The organism is Nocardia cyriacigeorgica (assembly GCF_010858045.1).
GTDB lineage: Bacteria > Actinomycetota > Actinomycetes > Mycobacteriales > Mycobacteriaceae > Nocardia > Nocardia cyriacigeorgica_E.
In genome coordinates this window covers 52,624-79,151 of record NZ_JAAGVC010000026.1, presented here as the reverse complement: position 1 = coordinate 79,151, position 26,528 = coordinate 52,624, and the positions used below count along the sequence as shown (strand labels likewise).

Sequence of the window (26,528 nt, the reverse complement as noted above, 5' to 3'; positions counted from 1 at the left end):
CGACCCCGAATCACACGCCGACCCCGAACTCGACCCCGAATCAGCCACCGGCCCCGCCACCGACCGACCCGCCGCAATATAATCGGCCAAATCCTGCTCCGTCGGCGCAGCCGCAGCCCGACCACCCACCGACGTCAACGCCAGCGCCACCGCGCCCGCCACCACCACCGAACGCCACAACCGGCCAGAAGTACTACGTCTCATCACATGCCTTCCTGAACATACGATCCAGTGCCGACGTGCCGGTCGACGGCACGGAAACTGCGCCAACGCTAAGTCCGCACGCCCCTGAAACCGCCGTGCGGCAACGGTGTCTGGAAACCTCACGAACGCCGTTGCCCGCCCTTAGGGACCGGGCACAGATATCCCCCGCCCGCGGCCACGGTGAATTTCACAGCGCCGCAAAGCCGCGGCAGGTACGCCATCACAACCGCACGTGGATCGACACGAAAAGCGGCCGCGGAAATCGGTGAATCCTCCAGATAACCAACAGATCACGACATATTCACCACGCGGTGCCGAATCATGGAGCAATACATTTCCGCCGACGGTGGCAACCACTCGGCACATTTTCTGGGAGCGCCCATGATCGACTCGATGGCATCGCCGACCCGCCCACAGCCCGCAGGCAGGCCCCGGCGCCGACGACTCGGCCTGCGGCTCACCGCCTGCACGTTGCTCGGCGCGGCCGCCGTGATCGGGTCCGGCCTGCAACCGCCTGCGGCGGCGGCCGATTCGACCGGCTCGGCCGAATTCGTCTCCGGTCCACTGGCCCAGGTGCACGGGCCGGGCACCGCGATCGTGATCCTCGGCTACGGTCTCCTACCCGACGGCAGCATGCGGCCCGAGCTGATCGCGCGCCTGCGCGCCGGATACGTCCAGGCCCTGCTGGCGCCGGGCTCACCGATCATCGTCACCGGCGGCAACCCGCGCAACGGCGTCAGCGAGGCGGTCGCGATGGCGGACTGGCTGGTACGCCACGGCATTCCGGCCGAGCGGGTGCATGTGGAGGCGGCGGCCGTCGACACCGTGCAGAACGCGCACCATTCGGCGCGGATCATGCAGGAGATCGGTGCCCGTGACGCCGTGGTGGTCACCTCTGCCGACCACATCGACCGCGCGGTCGCCAGTTTCCTCGGTGCCGGCGTCCCGGTGGCCGCCGCCGTCACCCCCGACCACAACCCCGTTCCCGCCTGGGTGTTCGGCCCCATGCGCTGAGCCCGACCTGCCCATCCCCGTTCCGAGCGCATTCTGAGGAGCACAGATGTCCGAGGCAGCCACGACAGTAGCCCCCGCCGATCAGGTACGGGCGCTGCTCGACCACCGCTACCGGTCCTCGCACCGATACACCGTGGGCCGGGAGAAGATTCGCGAATACGCCCGCGCGGTGCAGGACCGCCACCCGGCCCATCGGCACGAATCCGCCGCAGCCGCACTGGGGTATCCCGGCCTGATCGCACCGGCGACGTTCGCGTCGATCATCCTGCTCCGAGTGCACCGCGAAATCCTGGACACGGTGCTCACCGGCTACGACCCGGCCCGGATTCTGCACGCCGATCAGGTGATCGACATCGGCCGCCCGCTCATCGCCGGCGACGAGCTGACCTGCGATATCTACTTCGAATCGTTCCGCCATTTCGCCGATTACGACGTCATGGCGATCAAGAGCGTCCTCACCGATGCCAAGGGCCAGGTGGTGCAGACCGGATCGACGGCGTTGCTGGCCCGCACCGGTGAGGCCGAGCGCCTGGGTGAGGCGGTGCGCCGGGTGGCGATGACCGACGCACGCGCGGACACCGTGCCCGGCACCATCACCGAAGCCGGTTCGGAGGTCGTCACGGCCATGTCGCCGCCCCATGTCCCGCGCACCGCCATCGATCCCGCGACGCTACGAGTCGGCGCCGTTCTACCGGCCCGGGTGCTGTGGCTGTCTCGTGGTGATCTGGTGAACTACGCGGGGGTCACGGGGGATACGAACCCGGTACTGTTCGACGAACGCTCAGCCGTCGAATGCGGGCTGCCCACCGTGGTGGCACCGGGCATGCTCAAGCTCGGTCTGGCCGCGGGCTATCTGAGCTCGTGGCTCGGCGACCCGGCGGCGGTGACCCGGCTGCGCGCGCAATTCGCGCACAACACCCACTATCTGCGGGTGCCGGCGCTGGCGTCGAGCCCGATCGAGTTCAGCGGACGGATCACCTCGCTCGATCCGCGTGGGCGCCGCGGCACCATCGCCATCGACGCGCGCTCGGATGGGCGCAAACTGTTCGGCTACGCCGCCGCCGAAGTGCGCTTCGCCGAATGAGTTTCAGCGCGCTGGAGTGCGCGGCACTTCCAGCGCTGTCGCCAGCGTCGGCCAGGTGCGTGGCAGCTGCGCCCGGAAATCGGGCCAGGTGTGCATGCCGGCGTCCAGCAGCTCCACGGTGGCGGGAATGCCGAGTTCGTCCAGCCGGGCGGCGAGACGTTCGGTGCACGAGCGCGCGCCCGCCTCCAGCGCCGCACCGCCGCCCATCTCCCCCAGGGCCGCGACGATATCGGGCGCCCGCGCCACCTCGGTCAGATCGACGCCGGTCGGCGCGCCGGTGGCCGCGGACAGGTAGATCGCGGTGCCGCGCAATTGCTCGGCGCCGAGCAGGCTGTCGTGGGCGGCCCACTCCGGTGACGATGGCGGCCCCCACAGGTTCTCCGGGTTCCCGCCGCGGGAGGCGACGGTGATGGTGGTGACGGCGCGGCCCAGCGGATCTGCGGTCGAATAGCATCCGCTCATCCCCGCCACCGCCCGATACATTCCCGGATGCCGTTGGGTGAGCATCATCGCCGCCTGCGCACCCATCGACACCCCGGCGATCGCCCGGACGCCGGTGCCGCCGAGATAGGTTTCCACCAGCGGCGGTAGCTCTTCGGTGAGGAAGGTTTCCCAGCGGTTCAGGCCGAGCGCCGCATCCGAGCGCACCCAGTCGCTGTACATGCTGCCGGTGCCGCCGGTGGTGAGCACGACGTCGACCGGTTTGTCGGCGAAGAATTCCGCGGCCCCGCCCTTGGTCAGCCAGCCCGAGGTCTGCTCCCCGTCGACACCGTCGAGCAGATACAACGTCGGACGTGGTGCTGGGCCGGTGCCGATCAGGGTGTCGATGGCGATGACGCGCCGCATCGCCGCGGACGCGATATGCAGCCGGATGCGCTGCTTGCCGAGCACTTCGATGCGGACCAGCGAGGTTCGGGTGACGACGGATTCGGTGCTCGGCCCAGGCGAGCGCAGGCCCGGCGCGGTCTGCGCCGGCAACGCGGCCGCGGGCGTCACACAGACGGCGGCGACCATCGCCATCGCCGCCGCTGTCACCGGTATTCGTGTGCTCATCCGGCCGCGGCGGCCCGTTCCGCCCGGCGCGCGGCCGCGGCCTCGCGCCGTTCCTCGAACCGCAGGGCACGCCGCTCGAGATCGTCGAGGAAGGTGTGCAGTTCGTCGCGGGCGCGTTCGCCCGCGGCGCCGAGATCGCTGCGTTCGAAGATCCGCCAGGCCCGCAGCACCGGGCGCAGCACCACATCCAGGTGCTGGCGCAGATCGTAGATTCCGTGCTTGGCCAACAGCACCGAATTGCGCCGGAAATCGGGTTGGGTGAGGCCGGGCATCTGAAACCGGGTCACCACATCGGTGATCGCGCAGAGCATGTCGTCGGGCGCGAGATCCAGTGCGGCGCCGCTGATCGTGCGATAGAAGATCATGTGCAGGTTTTCGTCGGCGGCGATGCGCTGCAGCATCCGTTCGGCAATCGGTTCCTGACAGGCGATTCCGGTATTGCGATGGCTGATCCGCGTCGCCAGCTCCTGGAAGGTGACGTAGGCGGTGGAGCGCAGGAATTGCGAGCCCTTCTCCGGTTTCGCCACACCGGTGGTCATATGCGCCATGCGGGCCTGTTCCAGCGCGACCGGGTCGACCGCCCTGGTCACCACCAGATAGTCGCGCATCACGATGGAATGCCGGTTCTCCTCCGCGGTCCACCGGCCCACCCAGGTGCCCCACACCCCGTCCTGAGTGAAGGTGTCGGCCAATTCCCGATGGTAAGACGGCAGATTGTCCTCGGTCAGCAGATTGGTGACCATCGCGACGCGCGCGACTTCCGACAGGTTCGACTGTCCCGGTTCCCAGTCGATGCCGCCGAGAGCCGCGAAATTGCGCCCGTCGTCCCAGGGCACATAGTCGTGCGGATTCCAGGCCTTGGCCTTGCGCAGATGGTCCTCGAGCTGGCGCTCGGCGATCGGCTCCAACTCGCGCAGGATATCGCGGTCGGTCAGCGCGGTGGTCACAATGTTCTCCTTGTCCCGGGGCGGATTCGGCGTCGGACGCCGCTCAAGCGGAGCGGCCGATGCGTGCGGCGGCCGCCGCGCCGGCGACCGGCAGATACCGCCATTGGCCCGCCTCGCCGCTGTCCGCGTCGTTGCCTTCGGTGATCCGGTAGAGCCCTGCCGGATGCCCCGCGCCGCGCACGTGTTCGAGCACGTCGTGGGCGCGGCCGGCCAGTTCGGGGATGCGCTCGGTGGCGCCGCTGATCACCACCGCGGTGAGCGCCACTTCGGCGGCTTCGCCGACCACTTCGAGCACCTCGCCGGTCATCGCGGGCGACGGCGCGAAGGCGCTGGCGGGATCCTGCGGGATCAGCACGGTGCCGCCGTCGGCCGACAGCAACGACAGCGATCGCGACCCCAGCGGTGCGGCCAGAGCGGCCTGTACGCGGCGCAATTTGCGCCTGCCCGCCGATATCGCCCCGATCCCGGGATCGAGTTCGTCCGGATGAGGCGGGATCGCCAGGGCCACCACCTGGTAGGCCGGGGCCACCGCGATGCCCGTGCGCCTGGCCAGCGCGCTGGCCCCGTGACCGCTCAGCAGCGCCGAGACCAGGGTCTGGGCGGCGGTCTGATGTTCGCGAGCGACGAGGCGGTGCTCGTCGAGGTAGGCCGCCGAGGCGGTGACCGTGGCCAGTTCCAGCACCCGCACCATCAGCTGGGTGCCTGCCAGCAGTCGCTGCGCCGAATCGTCGGGCGCGTCGTCGGCGGTGGTGTGATCGGCCAGGAATTCCAGCCCCTGCCGAATCCCCTCGTGATAAGCGCCGAGCACCGTTTCGAGGGCGATCCCCTCCCGTGCCCAGCGTGCCGCGGACCCCGCGATCGATGCGGCGCCCGCACCAGGGCGTGCGGTGCGCGGATGCATCTGCTGCACCGCTTCGGCCAGGCACTGCCGCGCCGTGGCCGCGAGGTCGCCACCGGACGTGCCGTTTCTGCGGCGCCTCAGGAATCGCACGAGTTCCGCTTCCAGGCTCGAGATATCCGCGCCGGCCTGTGTGCCCATCATGACTACCGGACGTTATCGGTGATCGGCACCGAAATTGCCCACAGCGTCGGGGAATCGGAGAAGTCATGAGCGCGATCCTGGCCGGTTGGGCGGAATCACAATCAGATAACGGGCCACGAGTACGATGATCCGCACGAGCGGTCGTCATGGTCACGAAAATGTGTGCGACGCGGCGCCGGCCGCGCATTTCCCGGCGCCGCGTCGCGGTCACTGTACGGCCGCCCGAGAACGGTTCACAGCGCCCGGGTTCGCCTCGAGGACCGATCACCAGCCCGATCTTTTCTGTCAGGGAATACCCACAAAAACCGCCGGTGCCGCGCCACCGCACGCCGAGGTCAGGTGAGAGCCGGGCGTGCGCGGCTGTGAGGTCTCCCATCAGATCTGCTCCGTCGCTGTGCTCGGCCCCGTCGCCCCATTAGCATCGAGCGCTGCGCCTCCGCACGGCTCCGCCGCGGGGTCATTTTCGGCGCCGGCGAGTGAAGGGCTGGATCCACAACTGATGAGCGGTACCCGAGAAAAGCTGGAACAGCTGCAGGCCATCCTGGAGCTCGCCGAAGAACCCGCGGGCGAAGCCGGCATCACCAAACGCAAACAGAAGGGCATTCCCAGCGCCCGGGAACGGGTACGCGCCCTGGTGGACCCGGGCAGCTTCGTCGAGATCGGCGCCCTGGTGCGGCAACCCGGCTCCGGCGACGCCATGTACGGCGACGGCGTGGTGACCGGGCGCGGACGGATCGACGGCAGGCCGGTGGTGGTCATCGCCCATGACCAGACCGTTTTCGGCGGGTCGGTGGGCGAGATGTTCGGCCGCAAGGTCGCCGCAGCGCTGGACTTCGCGCTCGACAACGCCTGCCCGGTGGTGGCGATCAACGATTCCGGCGGCGCCCGCATCCAGGACGCGGTCACCTCCCTCGCCTGGTACGCGCTGATGAGCCGCAGGCAGGGCAAACTGTCCGGGTTCGTCCCGCAGGTCTCGATCATGCTGGGCAAATGCGCGGCCGGATCGGTGTATGCGCCGGTCAACACCGATGTACTGATCGCCACCGAGAAGTCCTACATGTTCGTCACCGGGCCGGAGGTCATCAAGGAGGTGACCGGCGAAGAGGTCAGCATGGAGGAGCTCGGCGGCGCGCAGGTGCAGGCCGCCAACGGCACCGTGCACCACGTCGCGGCCACCGAACACGACGCGTTCGCGTGGGCCCGCAGCTACCTGAGCTACCTGCCGTCGAGCTGCCTGGAACAACCGCCGGTGGTCAACCCGGGTCTGGAACCCGAGCGCACCGCATCCGACCTCGAACTGAACGCGATCATCCCGGATGCCGACAGCCACGGCTACGACATGCACGACATCCTGGTGCGCCTGTTCGACGACGGCGATTTCCACGAGATCAGCGCCGCCACCGCGCCGAATCTGATCACCGGCTTCACCCGGGTCGACGGCCGCAGCGTCGGCGTGGTCGCCAATCAGCCGATGGCCCTCGGCGGCGCCATCGACGCCCAATGCTCGGACAAGGCCACCCATTTCATCCGGCTCTGCAATGCCTTCGGGCTGCCGCTGATCTTCATCGTCGACACCCCCGGCGTGCTGCCGGGGGTGGAGGAGGAACGCAGCGGCGTGATCAAACGCGGTGGGCGGTTCTTCCGCGCGGTGCTGGAGGCGACGGTGCCGATCGTGACGGTGGTCGTGCGCAAGGCCTACGGCGGCGGTTACGCGGTGATGGGCTGCAAACAGCTCGGCGCCGATATCAGCCTGGCCTGGCCGACCGCCCGGATCGCGGTCATGGGCGCGCAGAGCGCGGTGAGCATCGTCGGACGCAAACAGCTGTCGATGGTGCCCGCCGACCAGCGCGCTGCCGTGCGCGAGTTCATGATCGACCAGTACAACGCCACCACCGCGACGCCGTGGATCGCGGCCGAACGCGGCTACATCGACGCCGTCATCGAACCGGCCGACACCCGCCTCGAGATCCGGCGCGCGTTGCGGTTGCTGCGCGAGAAGGGCGCGGTCGCCGACCACGACCCGCGCCGGCACAGCCTGTTCCCGGTGTAGCCGGGCGGTTGTGTTCGCTCACAACGGTTTCCACGCCGATCCGGAGAATTCCCGAGATCGGGCCGCGCACCGTGCCGTGCCCGCCGATGTGCCCTAACGTCGGTGCCGTGCCCGGTTCTCGTTCGCCGCGTCGACCGGGTGCACGGCCTGCCCGGCGCGCTCGTTCCCTACCCTTGCGCGCCGGGCAGGCCACTGTCGCGGGCGCACCTAATCGCCGGTGGGATGCCGCAGGATCGGCGGCTGCCGATGCCGCAACGCGCGCAGCAGGCCCGGGGTGTGTTCGGGCGGGGTGGCGTGCACCGACAGCTGGTTGGCCACCGCCCGGTAGGCATCCAGATCGGCCCGTTTGTCCAGATACAGTGCGCCGGTGAGCTGCTGGATATAGACGATGTCGGGCAGATCGGGCTCGGCGAAGCGCAGCATGGTGAACGCGCCCTCGGTCAGGGCCGGGCCGCCCACGTGATCGGCGAGCAGCTGCACCGTCACATTCGGCTGCTCCACCACCGCCATCAACCGGTCGAGCTGTTCACTCCACACCGCGGTGCCGCCGATGCGGCGACGCAATGCCGCCTCCTCCACCATCAGCCACAGCCGGGGCGGGTCGGGCCGGGTGAGGATCGCCTGGCGGCGCATCCGCAGCGCGACCCGGCGCTCGATGCCGTCCTCGGATTCGGTGGGATGGGCGAGCCGGATCAGGGCACGGGCGTAGTCGGCGGTCTGCAACAGTTCGGGTACCGCACGTGGCTCGTAGCCGCGAATCATCGACGCGGCCTGTTCGAGGCCCAGATACATGTCGAACCATTTCGGCAGCCAGTCGCTGTCCCGGTGCCACCAGCCCGAGCTGCCCGCTTGCTCTGCGAGCCTGCGGAATTCGTCGATCTCGGCCTCGTCGGTCACCCCGTAGAGGGCGAGCAGGTCCAGCAGATCGCGTTCGCGGATCGGGGTGCGGCCCAGTTCGATGCGGCTGATCTTGGAATGCGAGCCGCGGATATGCTCACCGGCCGCTTCCCTGGTGATATTGCCCGCTTCCCGCAGCCGCCGTAACCGGCCGCCGAGCACCATCCGTAAGACGGTCGGTCCGCCGTCGATCGCCGGGGTCCGCTCCCCCGCCGTATGCGGGATGTCGGTAGGGACAGAACGTAGCTCCGAGGCACCCATCCTTCGAGTCTCCCATGAAACGGCGCGCCCCAGCGTCCGCGAAACCCGCTCGGCCCGACCGTCATTGACGCCACGACCGGCCGTGATCAGCGCAGCAGCACCTCCGCGGTGGCCCGGCCGAACAGTTTGCGGCCGCCGCAGGTCGCGGTGATCGCCACCGTCGCGCAGCGGCGGACCGGGTCCAGCGCCTTGATCCGGCCCCGGAATTCGACTGCGCCCGCGCGGGTGGCGTCGATCGGCGCGAACCCGGCGAACCGCACCCCGTAGTAGGTGACCGCGGCCGGATCGTCGAGCCACTCGGTGACGTATCCGGCGCCGAGACCCATGGTGAGCAGACCGTGGGACACCACGTCGGGCAGACCGGCCGCCCGGGCGACCCGGTCGCTGTAGTGGATCGGATTGGAATCGCCCGACACCCCCGCGTAGTTGACCAGATCGCCGCGCGAGAGCGCCACCGTGCGCACGGGCAGGCTGTCGCCGACCGCGACGTCGTCGAAGCGGATCCGGGCCCGCGAGGGTCGGGCCGGGTCCAGCTCGACCGGGGTCAGCTCGTCGAAACACTCCAGCACCGCGGGTTCGTCGGCGTCCTCGGCCCGGCGCGCCGCCAGGGCGAGCCGGTCGGCCTTCGAATGCCCGGACATGATCACCCCGTCCACCGCGGCGGCCAGCTCATCGGTGACGACCGCGCCGGTGACCGCGACGACCGTGGTGTGGGCGACCTGGACGATCTCCTTGTGCTCATCGGAGAGCACGTTGCGGGTGACCATGAAATCCTTGTCACCGAACTGGCGAAACGATTCGACATAGGCGTCGCAGCGCAACCGGTCACCGGCCACCAGCGGCCGGTACATCCGGATCGTCTGCTCGGTCTGCAGGACCTGGCTGATGTCGTAGCCGGTGAGCACGGCCTCGAACATCGCGCGCTGCATCTGCATCCAGACCACCGACGGGAAGGTCAGCGGGGCGATCAGACCGTCGTAGCCGAGCGCGGCGGCGGCGTCTTCGCGCCGATGCGCGGGGTGCGGGTCCTGCACCGCTCGGGCGAATTCGCGGATCTTCTCCCGGCCGACCTCATAGTGGTCGACCATCCGGTAGTGCCGTCCGACGAGGGCGGCGGCCTGTGCCGATGCCGTGGTCGAGGTGGGGTTCATCTGCCTGCCTTCCGACCCGGCCACACGCCGCCGGGACCGGGTAACGGTATCGGCGCTTCGCGCACTGCGCCGGTCCGCGCGGCGAGTCTGGGGCGGGCGACAACGCGCGTGCGCCTGCGTCGTCGGCGGTCACAATCACGGCGGGCATTCGCTGACCGCGGGCGCCCCGCGCAGTCGCTCGTCGAGCCAGAGCATGGCCTCCGGATAACCGAGGGCGGCGGCGATGATGTGTTCGCCGAAGACGCTGCGGTAGGCCGCGTTCGCGCCGAGCGCGCATTGCTCGTCGAACAGTGCCCTCGCCCCCTCGGCGGGCAGCCAGAACTCCTGTTCACCGTGGTAGATGTAGAGCGGGGTGGCCGAGCGCAGACCCGACATCCGGGTGACCCGGTAGATGTCGGCGGCCAGCGGTGAGCGCAGCGGGTCGGCCATATCGGCGGCGATGTCGATCGGCAGATGCAGGATGCCCGGCAGCGCGAAGATCGACACGCACTGGTCTTTCATCGGCGAGATCGCCACCCACTGCGCCAGATGATTCATCCGTTCCAGGATCTCCGGTCGCTCGCGGCCGATGGCGAGCACGGCGGCCATGAACACCCCCGACGCCAGATTGGCGTTCATGCTGCGGGCCAGGATCTCGTAGTCGGCGGGCACACCGCCCAGCGCGGCACCGACGATCACCGGCGCCAGCTCCGGGGCATAACCGTCGATGAGTTTGACCGCACCGTGGGTGGCGATGGCGCCGCCGGAATAGCCGGTGAGGGCGAACCGGCTGGTGCCGAGCTCGTGCGGGGCGAGCGCGCGCACCGCACGGATGGCGTCGAGCACCGCATGGCCCGCGACGTACGGTTCGGCGTAGGCCATGCGCGGACCCTCGTGATCGGGAATGAGCAGCGCGTAGCCGCGCAGCAATGCCAGTTGCGAGGTCGGCGGGATGAAGTCGGTCAGCGCGGTGTGGGGCGAGAATCCATGCGCGAGAGTGTATCCCGGTGTGCAATCGCGCCCGAGAGCGTCGATGGGCAGATTGTTCACGACCACCGGCCGCGCACCCGGTCCGGTCCACGCCGCGGCCGGGACCGCCAGCGTCGCGGTCGCGAACGACGGCCTGCCGTGCGCGTCCTCGGTGCGGTACTTCACCAGCTGTGCCCTGGCGATCGGCACGGTCAGCAGTGGTGCGGCGGTGGCGGTGACATCGCGGACCGCGAGCACCTGCCCATTGCGTTGATCGGCCAGGTCGGCGGGCCACAGGTCGAACATCGGGTCGCCCACCGGCGACGGCAGCACCGCCTGATGCAGGGCCGCCACGGCAGGTGAGGTGATCGTGGGTGTGGGCACTTGCGCCGGGCCCGTGGGCAGCGCCGGAATCGGCGGCGCTGGCACCACCTGGTCGATCCACTGCTGGATCCCGGGCAGCACCGTCGCCGGATCGGGCAGTATCGGTGGCGGCGGCAACGGGATACCCAGGGCGGGCGCCGGCGGTGGCGGGGCGGGAAACGTCGGTTGCGCGGCGGCGGGACCGGTCGACACCACCCCCGCGACCAGGGTCGCGACGACGACGGCTCGGAAGGATTTCATGGCACCCGCCTCTGCAGCGACCTCGAATGCCGGCACCCGGGTGATGCGGTAGTCGACCCCCGAAAACCCCCTTGTGCGCCGGGGCCGGAAGATCAGATTACGCGGCTGCGCGCACCGGGATACCGCACCGTTCCCGAGTTGTGCGCGTGGCGAGGCCGGATCGTGACGATCGGTGCGGATACGGCCTCGCCCAGCGGAATTCGCCTACCGTGGGCTCAGCAGTTGCTCGGCGCGGGCTCCCCGCGGAATCTGGCATCGATCCAGGTGAGCGCCGCGGGAAGACCGAGCACGGCCGCCGTCAGATGGTCCGGCACGGCCACGGTCTCGGCCTGTACCTTGGTGCCCGCCGCGCACCAGCGGCGGTTGGTGTTGACGATGGCGTCGACCGGGACCAGTCCGTCGATCGGGGAATGCCATTCGAACACCGGCATCGTCGGCGCACCGTCGTAGAGCTCGAGGCTGTTTTCCTCGACGACCGCCCGCGCCCGCGGGTCGTCGACCATCGAGGTCGTCGCGGCGAAGTCCAGCACTCCGTGCCCGGCACCGGTTGCCAGCAGCCCGTTGGTGCAGCTGTTGGCCATCGCGGCCCGCGCGGCCAGGCCCTTCGCATTGAGCTGATCGCTGATCGGGAAACGCTCCGGGTACTCCCGCTCCAGGCCGATGCCTGCGGCCAACGCCAGCCCGAACACCGGATGTGAGCCGAAGCCGAGCCCCTCGAGCATCTTCACCAGATTCATCGGCACCCCGCCCATCGCGGCGCCGGCGATCGTCAGTTCCGGCGCGTAGGTCGGCTGCAAGGCCGCGGCCCAGGCGGTGGCCATACCGCCGCCGGAATAGCCGACCATCGACACCGGGCTGTGCTCGACCCCGAGCTCACCCACCCGTTTGACCGCGCGAATGCCGTCCAAGGTCACCTGGCCACCCAGTTTGGCTGCGCCGTAGGCGAATTGCGGCCCGAGGTGGTCGGGCAGCGCGATGCTCCAGCCACGCTGCAACAGCACGTTCCACGCCGGCGCCTCGCGCACCATGAGATCGGGGTCGTCGGTGTAGAGCACCCGCGAGACCGAGCATTTGGCCCCGAGCGCGTTGATGATGTGCTGCAACGACAGCAGCGGGCCGTTCTTCTGGTGCGAGCGCGGGGTCAGCACCGTGGTGGTCGCCGCGATCGGCTTGCCGGTGGAGTTGGTCGATCGGAAACGCACCACCGTCACCGTGGTGTCCGGGAACATCGGCAACGGCGGCATCTGCCGGACCGCGAGCACCTCACCGGGCTGTTTGCCGGCCAGTCCCGGCGGTTCGGCGTAGAACGGGTCGGGATCGGGAGCCGGATACAGCGGCGCCGCGCTTCCCTGTGCGGCCGTGCCGAGGATCAGCATCACCCCGGCGGCCAGTGCGCCCGCCGCACGCAGCAGCCGACGACGCGGCCGTCCCTTTCCGGTCGAAGGTTTGGCCTGCCACATCGACGTCGAGCCTCCCGATATTCGCGATCTGTTTTGTGAACATGCTCTGTCGTGGCGGCGCCGTCCGGCCCATGTCCGGTAAGACTTTTTGACAATTCACAAGTGTGAACCGACCGCCCTGTGAGCGGGTGGGGCGCGCACTGGTGAGAATCTCCGACACTGCCACGGGTGCCGCTGTGAATTGTCCAGCACGCCTGCTGGAACATGTTCTCGGTAATGGTGAGGACTTACCGTCACACCTAGCGGCGCTGATCCGGCGCCGCGGAAGGAGACGGTGACATGGACGGCACAGCACACGCATTCGCCTACCGCACCCACCCCACGGAGATGCCGACCCGGCGCGTCACCGTCTACTTCGACGGCCCGACGCCCGAGGACGCGTTGATCCTCGAATACGCGGCCACCACCACCGAGGCATGGGAGTTCACCTCCGCCGCGGTCCATGCCGGGCTCACCGTCACCGTCGACGGCATGATCCGGCCCGACCTGCGCCGCCTGCCGTGCCATTCGCTCTGGCATTGACAGCGGCCGGCCGATTCATCCACGTCCGAAGAGGCGATGCAGGAACACCAGCACGTCCGGTAACGCTTGATCGGCGGCCTCGAGGTGATCGCCCGGATACACCCCGACCCGCATATCGGTTCCCGAGGCCCGAAGTTCGGCGATGAGTTTGGCACTCAACGGCGCAGGCACCTCCCGATCGCCGAGTCCCTGGGCCACGAACAACGGCGCCGTATAGCCGGAAGTCGGGATCCGCATCATCGCCTCGGCGGCCGCCCACAGCGCCGGATCGTCGAGCGGACGGTTCAGCATCGCACCGATGGCGATCTCGTCGACTCGCGCGGCGGCTTCTGGCACACATTCGGACTCCACGATTCGCAGCACATCGTGGCCGATCGGGGTCAGGTAGCTGTCGATATCGAGTTCGGGTGTGGTGACCCGCAGGCCGGCGAGCAGCAGACCGAAGTATGTCGTGGTGCGGCGCAACGGCAATCGTGGAATCCACGGCCCGGCCAGCGGCACCGCCAACTCCAGATTCGACGGCGCCCCGGTCGCCGCGGCACCACGGAAATCGAGTTCGGGGGCGTCGGCGGCGGCGATATGCGCGGTGAACAGTGCGGTTTGCCCGCCCTGGGACTGGCCGAGTACCGCCCACCGCGCGCTGAGTTCGGGGACCGCCGACCGTGCGGCCCGCACGCCGTCGATCACACTGCGCGCCTGGGACGGACCGTCCAGATACGGATGGATTCCCGGTGTTCCCAGCCCGACATAATCGGAGATCACCACCGCGTACCCGGCCTCCAGCAGCCGGGGATACAGGGTGTCGAGGTAGTAGTCGCGGGGATTCTCGGTGAACGCGCAATGATCGGCGATCCCGACCGAGCCATGCGCATAGGCCACGATCGGCCAGCCACCCGCCGGTGCCGGACCCGGCGGCACGTACACCGCCGCCGTGCTCTGCATCGGCGCGTGCGGGCCGCGCGACCAGTAGGTCAATCGTTGCGCCGACGCCGCCGCGGGCACCGACAAGCGTCCCGACAACACCACCGCGTCGGTGACCGCGCCCGGCGCCTGCACCGCCGAGGCGGCCACCGGATTCGCCAGCACAACTGCCACCGCCAGCACGGCGCCCGCGGTCACCGTCGAGATCCGAGTCCGTTTCACCGACCGACTATCGCCGCACCCGGCAACGCCGGGCAAGACACCACAATCGGTGGGGCGCGCGGCGGGTGGCGGCGCGATCGAGCCCTCGCCCACCGCAACCACTAAGCTCGGTCGGACCGGGCAGACGAGCGCCGGTGACGAGATCGGGAGGATCGGCAGATGGGGCGACCAAGCGCAGGGGCGGTCTGCGCTCTGCTCATCCCGGCCGCGCTCGCGCTCACCGGATGCGGATCCGACGACTCCCCCGCCGCCCGGCCCACGACCGTTGCGTCCACCACGACGGCCGCCCCCGCCACCACGACCACTCCGGCAGCTCCTGCGCCGCTCGGTGCGCCCGCCGAAACCCCGCTGGCCTCCGCGCCCACCGTCGACCCCTACGCTGGTCAGCCGCTGATCGATAACGTCGTCTGGACCGAGAACATCGACGGTCCCCGCCTACTCGTCCATCCCACGCCGGCCGGTCGCAAGACCACCTTCCCCGGATCCGAGGAACGCGCCTGGCAGGAGGTACTCGCCCAGTCGCCGCAGGCGGGCAGCCCAGGCATGCGCGATCAGTTCATCTGCCACTGGGACTGGGCCCGCATCGTCGCACCCGACAAGCCCAGCTGGAATCTGGAACCCTGGCGGCCCGACGTCGGCTATATGGCCACCGTCGAGGCGCGCTGCAACCCCGGTGGACCGGAACGGTGAGCGAAAGGACACGACCATGCGCATCGTCATGGCAGGCGGACACGGCAAGATCGCACTCCTGCTGGCCGAACTGCTCACCGGGCGCGGCCACAGCGTCGCGGCGCTGATCCGCAATCCCGGACACGCCCCCGAGGTCTATGCCGTCGGCGCCGAGCCGGTCGTCATCGATCTCGAGCGCGCCGCCGTCGCCGACCTCACCGCGACCGTCCAGGGCTCCGACGCCGTGGTTTTCGCCGCCGGCGCCGGGCCGGGCAGCACCGCCGCACGCAAGTACAGCGTGGACCGCGACGGTTCGGTACTGCTGGCCGATGCCGCCGAGGCGGCGGGCGTGCGCCGATTCCTGCAGATCTCCACCATGGGCGCCGGATTGCCGCCCGCACCCGGCCGGGACGACGTCTGGGCCGCCTACATCGAGGCCAAGACCCAGGCCGAAGACGACCTGCGTGCCCGCGATCTCGACTGGACGATCCTGCGTCCGGGCGTGTTGACCGACAGTGCCGCCACCGGCCGCGTCACCCTCGCCGCACCGCGGATCGAGCGCGGCGATATTGCCAGGGCCGACGTCGCCGCGGTGCTCGCGGCACTGCTGCCCGCCGGTCACACCGCGGGTATGACCCTGGAGCTGGTCGGCGGCCCGACGCCGGTCGCGGACGCGGTCGCGGCCTTGCGACGCTGAGGATTTGCCCGCCAAAACCCAAGAGCGCGCGCACATTAGATCGTGCAGATGTGCTTGCATCTGAAAGGCACATGAACTTAGACTCAGCCGTACAACGCTTTACAGGGGACAACCAAGAAGGCCGCGTGAGCGCGCCGGCGGTTGAGATCACCATCGGTTCGCTGCCGCCTGACGTGAGGGGCGTTCATGCAACAACCATTACCCAGCGGCCGGTTCGCGATTGCCGATCCCGCACCGGCTGCCCGGTCGGCGAACGGTATTGATATGAGTACGATCTCGGCCCGCGGTGGCCAGCGAATCCAGCCCCCCACCAGGGAAAGCGCCGTCGAATTCGTCATCGACGCGATCGAATCCACCGGTGCGGCAACTCGTTACGATTTCGATATCGACCAGATCGTCACCACGGTGCACGCTTTGGCCGACGACTGGGATTTCACCTCGTTGCAGAGCGCGACGTTCTGGCGCGTCGCCTCCAGCTTCATCAAGGAGTAGCCCTAGCCCGGCTCGTCTCGCGATGTCACCTGCCCGCTCCCGGCCGGCGTCATCGTTGTCGGATGATCGTGACGGCCGTGACCGCCTGCCGGGCAGGCGGTCATGGCCGAGGTGTTCGCGGGGCTGCGCTCACAGGCCCTTCGCGTAGTCGCTGATGATCTCGATCGAGCGTTCCGGACGAGCGGCCTGCACGCTGAGCCGGTCCATCACCGACAGGTACAGCGCCAGATCCTCGCGCCGGTCCAGGTACAGGGCGCTGGTCAGGTGCTCGAGATAGACGATGTCGGGCAGCTCCGGCTCGGCGAAGCGCAGGATGCTGAACGAGCTGCCCGCCGCGGCGTGTTCACCCGCCGAGTACGGCACCACCTGAATGGTGACGTTGGGCAGCTGGGCCAATTCGATGAGATGGTGCATCTGGGCCCGGTGCACGTCGGCGCCGCCGACCGGGCGGTGCAGCGCGGCCTCGTCGATCACCGCCCAGACGAAGGGCGGATCGGAGCGGTGCAGGATTTCCTGCCTGCGCTGGCGCACCGCGACGCGGCGATCGGTGTCGGCGTCCTCGTAGCCGAGGGTGACCACGGCGCGCGTGTATTCCGGGGTCTGCAGCAGGCCGGGCACCAGGTGCGCCTCGTAGGTGCGGATCTTGGTGGCGGCCTGTTCGAGCCCCAGATAGGTGCCGAACCAGGACGGCAGCAGATCGCTGTAGCGATGCCACCATCCTGGTTCGTTCGCTTTGCGCGCGAGTTCAAGGAAGGACTCGCGCTCCTCGGGATCATGGACGCCGTAGAGGGTCAGCAGATCCCGGATATCCCGTTCCTTGAATCCGGTGCGGCCGAGTTCGAGCCGGCTGATCTTGGCGTGTGAGCCGCGGATGGCGTCGCCCGCGGCTTCGCGAGTGATGCCCTTGCCCTCCCGGAGCTTGCGTAGCTGGCCACCGAGGGCGATCCGTAGCACTGTCGGACCACGTTCCGCGACAACGGATTGCACACGACCATCGTCATCGGGCTCTGCGATCATGGAGTCGTCTCCGATACTCGGGATTTACCCACAGTGTGTCACAACTGAGACCGTGAACACACCGCACCGACGGCCCATGCTACCTCTCAGCTAGCCAGATCGTCGAACTCTCCGGCCTTCGCGCCGCGGATGAAGGCATCGATCTCGGGCCGGGTGTAGAACAGGATGCCGCCGTCGGGCTCGCGCGAATTGCGCACGGCCACCAGGTTGTTGGTCGCCTCCGCCATTTCCACGCAGTTACCGCTCGGATTGCTGAAAGTGCTCTTGCGCCATGCTCCGGCGACGCGATTGGTGACTGACTCCGCCATTGGACCCACTCCTCGGTTACGACGTTTACCTAGACGCAGTGTTTGCAGATGCACACGCAAATGTTCTTGCATTTGCACACCCATCTGGACGATAGCACGGCGCGCGCCCGCGCGCGCCCGCAGATTCACACCCCTTCCGCGACCTCGGCGCAACCGGCCGGACCACCGGTTGCGGCGCCGGCGAAGCCGCATCCGGTAAGTCTCGCGCGCAGAGCCGCCGACCGGACCGAATTGCATGCTGCCGCAATGAAATAGCGACACGGCAGCGATTCGGCGAAGGAGGCCACCAGAGGTTCGGCTGCCCGACCGCGGCAACCTGACAGGTGCACGATCACCGGTGGCGGCGGCCGGCATGATCACCCGTCCAGTTCGCGCACCGAGGGCGGCCGCCGAGGCCAGACCCGCTGCCACCGGACCACCACCAGCGCCCCCACCAGCACGAATGCGCGCTACCGGTCGCCGCACGGCCTCATCTGGGTCACGAAACGACGACGGCCGCACAGATAGGCGACGGTGGGCTATTCCCCGTGTATGACTAGGACTCGCGCGTGTCCGGCGATCGGGAATCCGCCTGCGACACAGCATCGATCATCGGCCGCCCACCGCGTCGGCGGCGAAGTGTTCTCTTCAATGTAAGCTACAAATGTACTTGCATTTGCAAGCGACAGACACTTAAACTCGATCATGAGAGTCGGGGAGGTACGCCGGAGTTCACGCCGACGTCGCCATTCACACCTCCCCCCACGTTCTGATGCGAGGGGCGGTCGAAATGAGCCAGCCATTCCGAACTCCCCGCCGAGTCGCGATCTCCGGATCCTCCGGCGTCGAGACCCTGCGGCACCTTCCCGATGCCCTGCGCCACTACCCGGCACCGGAAACCGCCACGGCCGACTGCAATTTCGAACCACCGGGTCTCACCTACCGGCAGGCCCGCGAAATCCTGCGGGTCCATGAGGTACACGGGCCGCGATGCAGGCAATGGCTCGCCGCCGCCGCATACCTGTCGGCAGGCCTCGACGACGAGTGATCGGCTACTCGCCGGCGAAATCTACCGCCGCGCCACCGGTTCGGCCGATCTGAGACGAACCCCTTTCACGTTGCCCGCCCGCTCGTATAGTGAGGCGAACGAACCGGATGCTGCTGGTCGGCATCCGAGGTGGCAACGGAGCAACTACATGAGCTTTTCCGCGCTCGACCTGTCGGTCAGCGACAACGACACGGTCGAGATCGGCGGCAGGCCCGCGTCGGTCCCCCTACAGAACGCCGACCGGGTCGCCTCTCGCATGGTCGACTACTTCGCCACCTGCGTCGCACCGTGCCGCACGCTGCCGGGCGAGCAGATGCGCGGCGACGTCACCGAGGCCACCCGCTACTGCCTCGCCCTGGTGGCCGAGATGTTCGATCGCAGGGCGGTGCCCGACGAATCCGCCTTCGCCGAATTCCGTTCGGTGGCCGCGCGATGGGCCAGGGAAGGCGTGCCGCTCGGCACCATTCTGCGGGCCTATCACGAGGGGATCCGCTTCGCCTTCGGACTGGTGACCGCCCCCGCCGTGGCCACCGATATTCCGGAACTGCTCGATGCGACCGACCTGATCCTGGAACTGCTCGAGGCTATCACCACCGCGGTGTCGGATGCCTATGTCGAGGAACAGCAACTGGTGGCCCGCGAACACCAGACCGCGACCCAGACGCTGGCATCCGCCCTGCTCAGCGGCCGCTCGCACGCCGCACTCGCGCTGCAATCCGGCATGCCGGTGGCCGAGCGCTATCAGGTGGCGGCGCTGTCGATTCCGCCGCATCCCGACGAGCTCGACACCAGGGTCGACCGCAGGGTGGCGGCGCGCCGCAAGCTGCGCCGAGTGCAGTCCGAACTGGCGATCGTCTTCGACGGCAAAGCCTTGGCGCTGCTCAGCCCGCAGGGCGGCACCCTGCTCATCCCCCTCGACGGCGACGCCGAATTGACCGACGACGTACTGGTGCGGCTGTCCGCCGCCGCGGAAGTGCCGGTCACCGCCGCGATGGTGGTCAGCGCGACCGCGGAGGTGCCCGAAGCCGCCGATCAGGCACATGAGCTGCTCGGACTGGTCCGGGCCGGCGAACGCGCTCCCGGGCTGTACCAGATGACCGATCTCGCGGTGGAATACCAGCTCACCCGGGGCGGGCCCGCCACCCGGCGGCTCGCAACCATCCTGGCACCGCTCGACGACCATCCCGAACTGTTCGCCACCATGCGGGCCTATCTGCGCAACGATATGAACCGCCAGCTCACCGCCCGGCAGTTGTATGTGCACCCGAACACCGTCGACTACCGGCTACGCCGCATCGCCCAGCTCACCACGATCGACCTGGCCACCTCAGCGGGCATTTCCCAGGCCTCGATCGCGCTGCTGGCCCGCGAGCTGGACCGCGGTCCGGCCGGCCGGCCGTAGGTGATGCCGATTCGTGCTGGTCACCCGCTCGTCGACGAGGGATCCTGAGAGGCGGAGTGTCCCCCTCTGGATGGTGAACCATGCGAATCGCGGAAATACTGCGCAGAAAAGGCAGTGAGGTAGCGACCGTCCGGCCCGACTCGACGGTTCGTGCCCTGCTCTCGACGCTCGCCGCGCACAATATCGGCGCGGTGGTCGTCTCCTCCGATGGTGCCGGCATCAACGGCATCGTCTCCGAACGCGATGTGGTGCGCAGTCTGCACCAGCACGGCGCCGCACTGCTCGACGCCCCGGTCTCGCAGATCATGACCACCGATGTGCGCACGTGCGACCCCGACGATCTGGTGGACGGGCTGCGGCGCACCATGACCGACCATCGCATCCGGCATCTTCCGGTGGTGCGCGACGGCCGGTTGATCGGCATCGTCAGCATCGGCGACGTGGTCAAGAGCGCGATCTCCGAACTGGCCACCGAACGCGAACAACTGGTCGGCTACGTGCAGGGCACCTACTGAGCGTTCACAGCTGCGAGGTGTCGCCCATATCCGCCGACAGCCAGTGTTCGGGGCGCATGAACACCACCACCTGCTCCCCGAACTGGGCCGACACGCGCAGATAACCCTCCACGTTCTCGGCGGGCAGGAACCGCGTGGCCATCTCGCGGCTGTGCTCCTCGGTCATCGATGCGATCCGGGTGACGGGTCCCTCCACGCTGACGTACCGAACCGTCGGTTCGAGACGCTGCGCGACGAGGCTGAACCGACCGGCGGCCCGGATATGCGTCAGCTTCTGCGACTCGGCGCCGGTGATGACCCAGAGCTCACCACCGGGACTGTACTGGTACCAGATGGGCACCGTGAGCGGCCCGCGGCCGTCGAGGCCTGCGACGGCCAGCGACGCCAGCTGCGGCTGGGCCAGAAACTGTTCGCGTTCCACGGAAGTCAGCGGCATGGCCCGCACACTACGCCGACCCACCGACACATTTCGGTGCTCGAGGCCCCCGGGTGGTGGTGAAAGCTGTTGGCTACGAGAAAAGTTCGAAGCTTTTCCGGTTTGTGCGTATCGTTGAGCGATATTCAGCGCGTCCGGCGGAGGGAGCGGCACGGTGGGGTCACCTGCGCGAGCGTCGAACCCGGCTCCGGCCCCGGAGCATGCCCATCGGCCCGCGCCCGCCCGGCGGGCGATCGACACCGCGCGCGCGTTGTTCCCGTCGTTGGGCGATACCGCCGAGGTGTATCTCGACAGCGCGGCCACCACTCAGAAGCCATGGCCGGTGATCGATGCGGTCACCGATTATCACCGCGCGCACACCGCCAATGCCGGGCGCGGTAGTTATCGGTGGTCCACCACGCTCACCGCCGGGATCGCGCAGGTGCGCGAGCGGATGGCGGGTTTCATCGGCGCGGCGCATGCCGACGAGGTGGTGTTCACCGCCGGGGCCACGGCCGCGCTCAATGCCGTTGCGCTGTCGTGGGGTCTGGCGAACCTCGACGACGGCGACCAGATCCTGTTCAGTCCGCGCGATCACGCCGCCAACGTGCTGCCCTGGCAGCGCCTGCGCGAGATCATGGCCAGGTTCGGCCGGCGAATCGAGCTGGTGCCCTATCGGACGACCGAGCTCGGCGAGGCCGACGTCGCCGATATCGCCGCCAAGATCGGCCCGCGCACACGGTTGATCACCACCAGCCACCTGCATCACGTCTACGGGGCGGTCAGCACGCTCGAGGAGGTGCGCGACCGGATTCCGGAGCGAGTGCTGCTGTGTTTCGACTGCAGCCAGAGCGGCGGGCACCTGCCGGTCGACGTCGTCGAACTCGGGGCCGACTTCGCGGTGTTCGCCGCCCACAAGATGTTCGGCGCACCCGGCGCCGGCGTCCTGTACTGCCACCGCCGGGTCCACGATCAGTTGACGGCGTTCCTGCCGGGCGGTGGCTCCGGGCCCGGCGGCTCGGCGTCGGCGCGGATGCCGGGCCTGCTCGAGGGTGGAACCCCCGATATCGCAGCGCTACTGGCGCTGGGTGCCGCGCTCGAGGTGCTCGAGTCGTTCGGGATGCAGGCGATCGCCGAGCACAATCGCGGTCTCACCCTGCGGCTCGTCGACGGCCTGCGCACGGTGCCGGGTGTGCGCTTGCTGCCCGGCCCCGCGCACGCCCCCTGCGCGAACGGCTACGGGATCGCCGCGTTCACCCTCGACGCGATCTCGGCGAGTGACCTCGGTTTCGTGCTGGCCGAAGCCGGGTTCATGGTCCGCACCGGCGCCCACTGTGTGCCCGCCGATCCGGGGTATGCGCCGGGCGAAGCGGAATCGGTGCGGGTCAGCACCCAGATCTACAACACCCGCACGGAGATCGATCGTTTCACCGACTGCGTCCGCCAGATCGCCGAGGAGGTCCTATGACGGAAGCATCGACGGGGACCGGTGCCGTCCCCCCGCTCCACTACGACCGCAGGGGCGCCTCCCGGGTCCTCGCCGAACTCGCCCAGCCGGGCCTGTTCGCCGCCGCACCGCCGGCACGGCCGCGGCACATCGACTACACCAGCACAGCGCTGACCCCCGAGCCCGGCCACCAGCTCACGATCTCGCAGCGGATGTATCTGGAGCGGTTCATGCGGCCGTGCCGCCCGGATCAGGTCACCACCGCCACCCATCGAATCACCTGGACCGACAGCCACGGCATCCCCAATACCGGCCACTACCGCGATGACGGCCTCGGCCCGATCATGCCGATCGCCGCCCGCGAGGCCGTGTTGGAGCTCTGGGATCGGCTCGCGGCCAACCATGAGCTGGCCGAACGCATCTCGCGGTTGGGTGGCGCGGCGCAGGGTCTGCTCGAGGCGACGACCACCGATCACGATCCGATCGAGATCTTCCGGGTCGGTATCGAGGCCACCGGCCGAGCGCTGGCCCAGCACGCGCTACTGGCCCGGCAGACCCCTTACCGCGACGGCGCCGAGTTCGCCCACGGCTTGCTCGGATCCGGCATTTTCGCCGCGGTCGCGACTCGCTGGTACTGGGAGCTCCAGGCCTCCACGTATCGGCGCGGCATGATCCCGGTGAGGTTGCGGGCGCAACCGGATGCGACGGTGCGGTATTCGGCCGAGACGGTCGCGGTACTGCGGGCGATGAAGGACGCCACGATCGCCGACGCGCACACGGTGATGCGGCGCGCCACCGGGCCGGAGGGTCTGACCGTGGCCGAGGCGATCGAGAAATACCACGACGACCTCGATCTCATCTCCCGCCAGTACGCGCTGCTGCCCTCGGGTGCGCGACCGGCCTGTCTGGCCGCCATGCCGCACCGGATCGGCGACGAGCACTACAGCATTCTGCCGGTGGTGGCCGAGCAGTTCGTCGCCACCTTCGTCCGGATCCATTCCGATCTCACCATCGGCGAGCTGCCGCATGAGAGGGACGGGCTCGACGGTGACGGTCCGCTCGCCGCCGACGACCAGGTCTTCTACGTGCCCGATATGACCTGCAAGCACTGTGTGCGGACCATCGGAGGCGTGCTGGAGTCCATGGGTATCCGGGTGTCGGAGATCGATCTGGTCAGCAAGCGGGTGGTGGCGGATTTCCGCAGTCCCCGCAATCGGGCGCGCGCGTTCGAGGCGCTGCGCGACGGCGGGTACAACCCGTCGGCGGTGCCCGCACAGTCCGAGTCCGGTGCGGGTGAGCCGGCCGCGGCGGCGGAATCCGGTCGATGACCGCACCCGCATTGCCCGGACTGATCGCTCCGATCGTGCGGGCGTTCCTCGCCGAACGCGCGAGCCTCGAGACCGCGCTGGCCGAGTACGGCTCCCCGCTGAACATCGTGTTTCCCCAGGTCTTCGAGCACAACCTGGGCCGACTCCGCGGCGTGCTCGACCAGCGTGGCATCGCGTACCGAATCTGCTACGCGCACAAGGTGAACCAGGCGCGGGCCTTCGTCCGGACAGCGGCCGGAGCGGGCATCGGCATCGACGTGGCCTCGGCCGGAGAGCTGGCCAGCGCGCGACGCGGTGGGTTCGGGCCGGAGCGAATCGAGGCCACCGGACCCAAGGGCGCCGGATTTCTCCGGCAGCTGATCGAGGCGGGCGTCACGGTGAACGTGGACAACCAGTGGGAGCTGGAGACGATCGCCGAACTGGCGGAAGGGCGCGCGCCGGTTCCGGTGCTGGTGCGGGTGTCCGGGTTCGATCCGGCGCGGGTGAGCCGGTTCGGCATCGCGCTGGCGCGGATGGATCCGGCCCTGCGGACGCTGGCGGCGCATCGGGGTCGGATCGACCTGCGTGGCTTCGCGTTCCATCTCGATTCCGGTGATGTCGGCGAGCGGGTACGCGCGTTCGATGCCTGCCTGGCGCTGATCGAACGCGCCTACGAGCACGACCTCACCCCGTCGGTGCTCGATATCGGCGGCGGTCTGCGCCAGGTATTCACCGCCGACGCCACGGATTTCGACCAGTACGTGCGCGCACTGCGCGCCTCGCTCGCCGGTCTGTGCGAGCCGATGAGCTGGGGCAACACCACCTTCGGCTATCAGGTGGACGGCGGCACGGTGCGCGGGGTGCCGGTGTTCCACAAGTACGCCAATACCGTTGCCGCCGAGCACATGCTCGCCGAGTTGCTGGATGCGCCCTTGGAGCGGCACGGTGACCGGACCGTCGCGCAGGTGGCGGCCGACAATCTGCTCGAACTGTGGCTGGAACCGGGTAAGGCGCTCGTCGACCACGCCGGTATCACAGTGGCGACGGTCGAGGTGGTGAAGGAGGCCGCGAACGGTTCGGTACTGGTGGATCTCGATATCAGCCGGGACGCGGTGACCCCGGCCGATCAGGAGGTCATGGTCGATCCGCTGGTGCTGCCCGGTGACGCGCGCGAGACGCCGGATCCGGGCGCGGTGCGGGTGTTCTTCGCCGGGCGGCTGTGTTTGGAGCGAGATCTGATCACCAACCGGGTCGTCGCCCTCCCCTGGCTGCCTCGCCCCGGAGATCGGGTGGTCTTCCCGAATACCGCCGCCTACCACATGGATTTGTCGGCGGCGACGGCGTCGATGCATCCGCCCGCCGCCAAGGTCGCCGTCATCGGTGACAGCGGCGGGTTCCGGGTATATGCCGACGCGGCGTTCGGGGCCGAGTCGGCGGCCGGACTGTCGGAGGTGCGGTGATGCTCTACGACCACGTCGCCGAACTCATCGGCAACACTCCGCTGCTGCGCCTGGATCCCGCGGTGCACGGGCTCGACGGCGTGCAGCTGTACGCGAAACTGGAGTCGCACAACCCGTTCGGTTCGGTCAAGGACCGGGTCGCCTGGGCCATGATTCGCGACGAGCTCCCCGGTCTCGCCGACGAGCAGCGCACGCTCATCGAAGCGTCGAGCGGCAATACCGCCAAGGCGTTGCGGATGCTGGGCGCGGTGCACGGCGTCGGGCTGCGGGCGGTGACGAACCGGATCAAGGTCGACGAGGTGCGCGATCTGCTTCGCCTGCTCGGCACCGAGATCGTGGAACTGCCCGGTCTGTCCGAATGCCCGGATCCGACCACACCCAACGACGTCTACTCGGTGATCGAAGCGACGATGGCGGAGCGGCCGGGCGCATTCCATCATCCGTCGCAGTACACCAACGAGAAGAACCTGCAGGCCCACCACGACGGCACCGGACGCGAGATCCATGAGGACCTCGCCGCCGTGGGCATCGACCGCGTCGACTACCTCGTCGGTGGGCTCGGCACCACCGGTTCGACCCGCGGCACCGCCACCTACCTGCGCAAACATCATCCGGAGCTGCGCACTATCGCCGTGGTGTCGGAGCGGTCGGATTTCATCCCGGGGATTCGTTCCGAACACGAGATGTGGGATGTGGGGCTGTTCCAGCCCGATTTCTACGATCGCATCGTCACCGTGGATTCGGCCCGCGCGATCGAGGCGACGCTGACGCTGGCACACGGCTACGGCGTGCTCGCGGGCCCGACGAGCGGCGCGGCATACGCGGCGGCGGTGGACAGCCTCGCCGACGTCGAGCGTTCGGGCACCGAACCGATCGTGGCGGTGGTCGTCGTCTGCGATCGGATCGAACCGTATCTGTCCTATATCAAGAAGCGCAGGCCCGACCTGTTCGGCGGGACGAAGCGGCGCTACACACCGACACCGCAGGAGCTGGCCGCCGTACCGGTCCTCACGCCCACCGAACTCGCCGAGCTGAACCGCACCGAGCACCCGGTGCTGGTGGACACCAGAGGCGCCATGGCCTACCGGATCGGCCACGTTCCCGGTTCGCTCAATATCCCCGACGATCACCTGGCCGATCTGCTCACCCACGCCACCCCCTTCTCCGTGACCCGTCCCGTGGTGTTCATCTGCCCCACCGGCGACATGTCCCGTCACTTCGCCGCCACCATCCAGCGCACCGGACATCGGGCCTACAGCCTCGACGGCGGCCTGATCGCCTGGCGGGATGCGGGGCTGCCGCTGGAACGCGGCAGCTGAGGGTGGGCGCGTGCCGGTCGGCGCGCGGGCTCCGCGGGCGACCGTGCTGCTCG

Annotated in this window: 26 protein-coding genes; 15 read left to right on the top strand and 11 right to left on the bottom strand. The window is 68.8% G+C overall.

Annotation, left to right across the window (positions count from 1 at the left end; translation table 11 throughout):
- The first annotated feature begins 597 nt into the window (after window positions 1-597).
- Window positions 598-1,218, top strand: coding sequence for a YdcF family protein (locus GV790_RS20415; RefSeq protein ID WP_256673412.1), 621 nt, complete (start codon window positions 598-600; stop codon window positions 1,216-1,218).
- A gap of 46 nt (window positions 1,219-1,264) precedes the next feature.
- On the top strand, window positions 1,265-2,302 hold the full coding sequence (locus tag GV790_RS20410; protein ID WP_163814933.1) for a fused (3R)-hydroxyacyl-ACP dehydratase subunits HadA/HadB: 1,038 nt from the start codon (window positions 1,265-1,267) through the stop codon (window positions 2,300-2,302).
- Window positions 2,303-2,305: 3 nt separating this feature from the next.
- On the opposite strand, the gene GV790_RS20405 is transcribed toward GV790_RS20410, so the two are convergent.
- The 3 genes from GV790_RS20405 to GV790_RS20395 are packed head-to-tail and all read right to left on the bottom strand — an operon-like array spanning window position 2,306 to window position 5,203.
- Window positions 2,306-3,355 (bottom strand): alpha/beta hydrolase, encoded by a 1,050-nt coding sequence (locus GV790_RS20405; RefSeq protein WP_163814931.1) that lies wholly within the window; start codon window positions 3,353-3,355, stop codon window positions 2,306-2,308.
- A complete protein-coding gene (locus GV790_RS20400; protein WP_163814929.1) occupies window positions 3,352-4,302 on the bottom strand; it encodes an acyl-ACP desaturase in 951 nt (316 codons plus the stop codon). The genes GV790_RS20405 and GV790_RS20400 overlap by 4 nt, the downstream gene beginning before the upstream one ends.
- A gap of 43 nt (window positions 4,303-4,345) precedes the next feature.
- Window positions 4,346-5,203: a transcriptional regulator gene (locus GV790_RS20395; RefSeq protein WP_256673410.1), complete on the bottom strand. Its 858-nt coding sequence runs from the start codon at window positions 5,201-5,203 to the stop codon at window positions 4,346-4,348.
- Between GV790_RS20395 and GV790_RS31240 the strand changes: the two genes are divergently transcribed.
- Together GV790_RS31240 and GV790_RS20390 are read left to right on the top strand one after the other, a co-directional pair.
- Window positions 5,198-5,413 (top strand): hypothetical protein, encoded by a 216-nt coding sequence (locus GV790_RS31240; protein ID WP_256673409.1) that lies wholly within the window; start codon window positions 5,198-5,200, stop codon window positions 5,411-5,413. The two genes, GV790_RS20395 and GV790_RS31240, sit on opposite strands and share 6 nt — an antisense overlap.
- 430 nt (window positions 5,414-5,843) lie before the next feature.
- Window positions 5,844-7,394, top strand: coding sequence for an acyl-CoA carboxylase subunit beta (locus tag GV790_RS20390; protein WP_163814925.1), 1,551 nt, complete (start codon window positions 5,844-5,846; stop codon window positions 7,392-7,394).
- A gap of 207 nt (window positions 7,395-7,601) precedes the next feature.
- Here the strand turns inward: GV790_RS20390 and GV790_RS20385 are convergent, their stop codons facing one another.
- The 4 genes from GV790_RS20385 to GV790_RS20370 form a co-directional block, all read right to left on the bottom strand.
- Window positions 7,602-8,456, bottom strand: a complete 855-nt coding sequence (locus GV790_RS20385; protein WP_163814947.1) for a helix-turn-helix domain-containing protein — start codon at window positions 8,454-8,456, stop codon at window positions 7,602-7,604.
- A gap of 182 nt (window positions 8,457-8,638) precedes the next feature.
- Window positions 8,639-9,703: a fused (3R)-hydroxyacyl-ACP dehydratase subunits HadA/HadB gene (locus GV790_RS20380; RefSeq protein ID WP_163814923.1), complete on the bottom strand. Its 1,065-nt coding sequence runs from the start codon at window positions 9,701-9,703 to the stop codon at window positions 8,639-8,641.
- Between the two features lie 135 nt (window positions 9,704-9,838).
- Complete coding sequence (locus GV790_RS20375; RefSeq protein WP_163814921.1) at window positions 9,839-11,275, bottom strand: lipase family protein; 1,437 nt, start codon at window positions 11,273-11,275, stop codon at window positions 9,839-9,841.
- Between the two features lie 215 nt (window positions 11,276-11,490).
- Window positions 11,491-12,735 carry a lipase family protein gene (locus GV790_RS20370; protein ID WP_163814919.1) on the bottom strand — a complete coding sequence of 415 codons (1,245 nt, stop codon included), beginning with the start codon at window positions 12,733-12,735 and terminating at the stop codon, window positions 11,491-11,493.
- Between the two features lie 279 nt (window positions 12,736-13,014).
- Between GV790_RS20370 and GV790_RS20365 the strand changes: the two genes are divergently transcribed.
- Window positions 13,015-13,257: a hypothetical protein gene (locus tag GV790_RS20365; protein WP_163814915.1), complete on the top strand. Its 243-nt coding sequence runs from the start codon at window positions 13,015-13,017 to the stop codon at window positions 13,255-13,257.
- Between the two features lie 15 nt (window positions 13,258-13,272).
- Here GV790_RS20365 and GV790_RS20360 read toward each other — a convergent pair whose 3' ends face one another.
- The gene (locus tag GV790_RS20360) at window positions 13,273-14,400 is read right to left on the bottom strand and encodes an alpha/beta hydrolase (RefSeq protein ID WP_280211456.1); all 1,128 of its coding nucleotides are present in this window, start codon (window positions 14,398-14,400) and stop codon (window positions 13,273-13,275) included.
- A 159-nt stretch (window positions 14,401-14,559) separates the two neighbouring features.
- Here GV790_RS20360 and GV790_RS20355 point away from each other — a divergent pair, with 159 nt between their 5' ends.
- The 3 genes from GV790_RS20355 to GV790_RS20345 all read left to right on the top strand — a co-directional run bounded on the left by GV790_RS20355 (window position 14,560) and on the right by GV790_RS20345 (window position 16,258).
- Window positions 14,560-15,090, top strand: a complete 531-nt coding sequence (locus GV790_RS20355; RefSeq protein ID WP_163814913.1) for a DUF2599 domain-containing protein — start codon at window positions 14,560-14,562, stop codon at window positions 15,088-15,090.
- Window positions 15,091-15,106: 16 nt separating this feature from the next.
- Entirely contained in the window at window positions 15,107-15,766 is a 660-nt protein-coding gene (locus tag GV790_RS20350) for an NAD(P)H-binding protein (protein WP_163814911.1), read from the top strand.
- 264 nt (window positions 15,767-16,030) lie between these two features.
- Window positions 16,031-16,258 (top strand): hypothetical protein, encoded by a 228-nt coding sequence (locus GV790_RS20345; protein WP_163814909.1) that lies wholly within the window; start codon window positions 16,031-16,033, stop codon window positions 16,256-16,258.
- 129 nt (window positions 16,259-16,387) lie between these two features.
- Here the strand turns inward: GV790_RS20345 and GV790_RS20340 are convergent, their stop codons facing one another.
- Both GV790_RS20340 and GV790_RS20335 read right to left on the bottom strand, forming a co-directional pair.
- Window positions 16,388-17,275, bottom strand: coding sequence for a helix-turn-helix domain-containing protein (locus tag GV790_RS20340; RefSeq protein ID WP_163814907.1), 888 nt, complete (start codon window positions 17,273-17,275; stop codon window positions 16,388-16,390).
- 86 nt (window positions 17,276-17,361) lie between these two features.
- On the bottom strand, window positions 17,362-17,583 hold the full coding sequence (locus GV790_RS20335) for a DUF397 domain-containing protein (protein WP_104361058.1): 222 nt from the start codon (window positions 17,581-17,583) through the stop codon (window positions 17,362-17,364).
- A gap of 769 nt (window positions 17,584-18,352) precedes the next feature.
- Here GV790_RS20335 and GV790_RS20330 point away from each other — a divergent pair.
- From GV790_RS20330 to GV790_RS20320, 3 genes are all read left to right on the top strand, one after another.
- Entirely contained in the window at window positions 18,353-18,610 is a 258-nt protein-coding gene (locus tag GV790_RS20330) for a hypothetical protein (RefSeq protein ID WP_228806636.1), read from the top strand.
- Between the two features lie 148 nt (window positions 18,611-18,758).
- Window positions 18,759-20,012 (top strand): PucR family transcriptional regulator, encoded by a 1,254-nt coding sequence (locus GV790_RS20325; protein WP_163814903.1) that lies wholly within the window; start codon window positions 18,759-18,761, stop codon window positions 20,010-20,012.
- Between the two features lie 80 nt (window positions 20,013-20,092).
- The gene (locus GV790_RS20320) at window positions 20,093-20,527 is read left to right on the top strand and encodes a CBS domain-containing protein (protein ID WP_163814900.1); all 435 of its coding nucleotides are present in this window, start codon (window positions 20,093-20,095) and stop codon (window positions 20,525-20,527) included.
- A 4-nt stretch (window positions 20,528-20,531) separates the two neighbouring features.
- On the opposite strand, the gene GV790_RS20315 is transcribed toward GV790_RS20320, so the two are convergent.
- Window positions 20,532-20,963: a pyridoxamine 5'-phosphate oxidase family protein gene (locus GV790_RS20315; protein WP_163814898.1), complete on the bottom strand. Its 432-nt coding sequence runs from the start codon at window positions 20,961-20,963 to the stop codon at window positions 20,532-20,534.
- Window positions 20,964-21,117: 154 nt separating this feature from the next.
- On the opposite strand from GV790_RS20315, the gene GV790_RS20310 reads away from it, so the two are divergent.
- The 4 genes from GV790_RS20310 to GV790_RS20295 are packed head-to-tail and all read left to right on the top strand — an operon-like array spanning window position 21,118 to window position 26,475.
- Window positions 21,118-22,410 carry an aminotransferase class V-fold PLP-dependent enzyme gene (locus GV790_RS20310; protein WP_280211468.1) on the top strand — a complete coding sequence of 431 codons (1,293 nt, stop codon included), beginning with the start codon at window positions 21,118-21,120 and terminating at the stop codon, window positions 22,408-22,410.
- Window positions 22,407-23,717 (top strand): heavy-metal-associated domain-containing protein, encoded by a 1,311-nt coding sequence (locus tag GV790_RS20305; RefSeq protein WP_163814896.1) that lies wholly within the window; start codon window positions 22,407-22,409, stop codon window positions 23,715-23,717. Before GV790_RS20310 ends, GV790_RS20305 begins: the two co-directional genes overlap by 4 nt.
- Complete coding sequence (locus GV790_RS20300) at window positions 23,714-25,156, top strand: alanine racemase (protein WP_163814894.1); 1,443 nt, start codon at window positions 23,714-23,716, stop codon at window positions 25,154-25,156. Before GV790_RS20305 ends, GV790_RS20300 begins: the two co-directional genes overlap by 4 nt.
- Complete coding sequence (locus GV790_RS20295; RefSeq protein ID WP_163814891.1) at window positions 25,156-26,475, top strand: pyridoxal-phosphate dependent enzyme; 1,320 nt, start codon at window positions 25,156-25,158, stop codon at window positions 26,473-26,475. Before GV790_RS20300 ends, GV790_RS20295 begins: the two co-directional genes overlap by 1 nt.
- Window positions 26,476-26,528: the final 53 nt, after the last annotated feature.

Bases quoted from the DNA above. Each gene is read 5' to 3' on its own strand.
- GV790_RS20370 (WP_163814919.1), bottom strand. From the start codon at position 12,735: ATGTGGCAGGCCAAACCTTCGACCGGAAAGGGACGGCCGCGTCGTCGG.
- GV790_RS20320 (WP_163814900.1), top strand. From the start codon at position 20,093: ATGCGAATCGCGGAAATACTGCGCAGAAAAGGCAGTGAGGTAGCGACC.
- GV790_RS20390 (WP_163814925.1), top strand. From the start codon at position 5,844: ATGAGCGGTACCCGAGAAAAGCTGGAACAGCTGCAGGCCATCCTGGAG.
- GV790_RS20295 (WP_163814891.1), top strand. From the start codon at position 25,156: ATGCTCTACGACCACGTCGCCGAACTCATCGGCAACACTCCGCTGCTG.
- GV790_RS20325 (WP_163814903.1), top strand. From the start codon at position 18,759: ATGAGCTTTTCCGCGCTCGACCTGTCGGTCAGCGACAACGACACGGTC.
- GV790_RS20340 (WP_163814907.1), bottom strand. From the start codon at position 17,275: ATGATCGCAGAGCCCGATGACGATGGTCGTGTGCAATCCGTTGTCGCG.
- GV790_RS31240 (WP_256673409.1), top strand. From the start codon at position 5,198: ATGCATCTGCTGCACCGCTTCGGCCAGGCACTGCCGCGCCGTGGCCGC.
- GV790_RS20385 (WP_163814947.1), bottom strand. From the start codon at position 8,456: ATGGTGCTCGGCGGCCGGTTACGGCGGCTGCGGGAAGCGGGCAATATC.
- GV790_RS20380 (WP_163814923.1), bottom strand. From the start codon at position 9,703: ATGAACCCCACCTCGACCACGGCATCGGCACAGGCCGCCGCCCTCGTC.
- GV790_RS20405 (WP_163814931.1), bottom strand. From the start codon at position 3,355: ATGAGCACACGAATACCGGTGACAGCGGCGGCGATGGCGATGGTCGCC.
- GV790_RS20345 (WP_163814909.1), top strand. From the start codon at position 16,031: ATGAGTACGATCTCGGCCCGCGGTGGCCAGCGAATCCAGCCCCCCACC.
- GV790_RS20300 (WP_163814894.1), top strand. From the start codon at position 23,714: ATGACCGCACCCGCATTGCCCGGACTGATCGCTCCGATCGTGCGGGCG.
- GV790_RS20365 (WP_163814915.1), top strand. From the start codon at position 13,015: ATGGACGGCACAGCACACGCATTCGCCTACCGCACCCACCCCACGGAG.
- GV790_RS20330 (WP_228806636.1), top strand. From the start codon at position 18,353: ATGAGCCAGCCATTCCGAACTCCCCGCCGAGTCGCGATCTCCGGATCC.
- GV790_RS20335 (WP_104361058.1), bottom strand. From the start codon at position 17,583: ATGGCGGAGTCAGTCACCAATCGCGTCGCCGGAGCATGGCGCAAGAGC.
- GV790_RS20315 (WP_163814898.1), bottom strand. From the start codon at position 20,963: ATGCCGCTGACTTCCGTGGAACGCGAACAGTTTCTGGCCCAGCCGCAG.
- GV790_RS20350 (WP_163814911.1), top strand. From the start codon at position 15,107: ATGCGCATCGTCATGGCAGGCGGACACGGCAAGATCGCACTCCTGCTG.
- GV790_RS20395 (WP_256673410.1), bottom strand. From the start codon at position 5,203: ATGCATCCGCGCACCGCACGCCCTGGTGCGGGCGCCGCATCGATCGCG.
- GV790_RS20355 (WP_163814913.1), top strand. From the start codon at position 14,560: ATGGGGCGACCAAGCGCAGGGGCGGTCTGCGCTCTGCTCATCCCGGCC.
- GV790_RS20415 (WP_256673412.1), top strand. From the start codon at position 598: ATGGCATCGCCGACCCGCCCACAGCCCGCAGGCAGGCCCCGGCGCCGA.
- GV790_RS20305 (WP_163814896.1), top strand. From the start codon at position 22,407: ATGACGGAAGCATCGACGGGGACCGGTGCCGTCCCCCCGCTCCACTAC.
- GV790_RS20375 (WP_163814921.1), bottom strand. From the start codon at position 11,275: ATGAAATCCTTCCGAGCCGTCGTCGTCGCGACCCTGGTCGCGGGGGTG.
- GV790_RS20410 (WP_163814933.1), top strand. From the start codon at position 1,265: ATGTCCGAGGCAGCCACGACAGTAGCCCCCGCCGATCAGGTACGGGCG.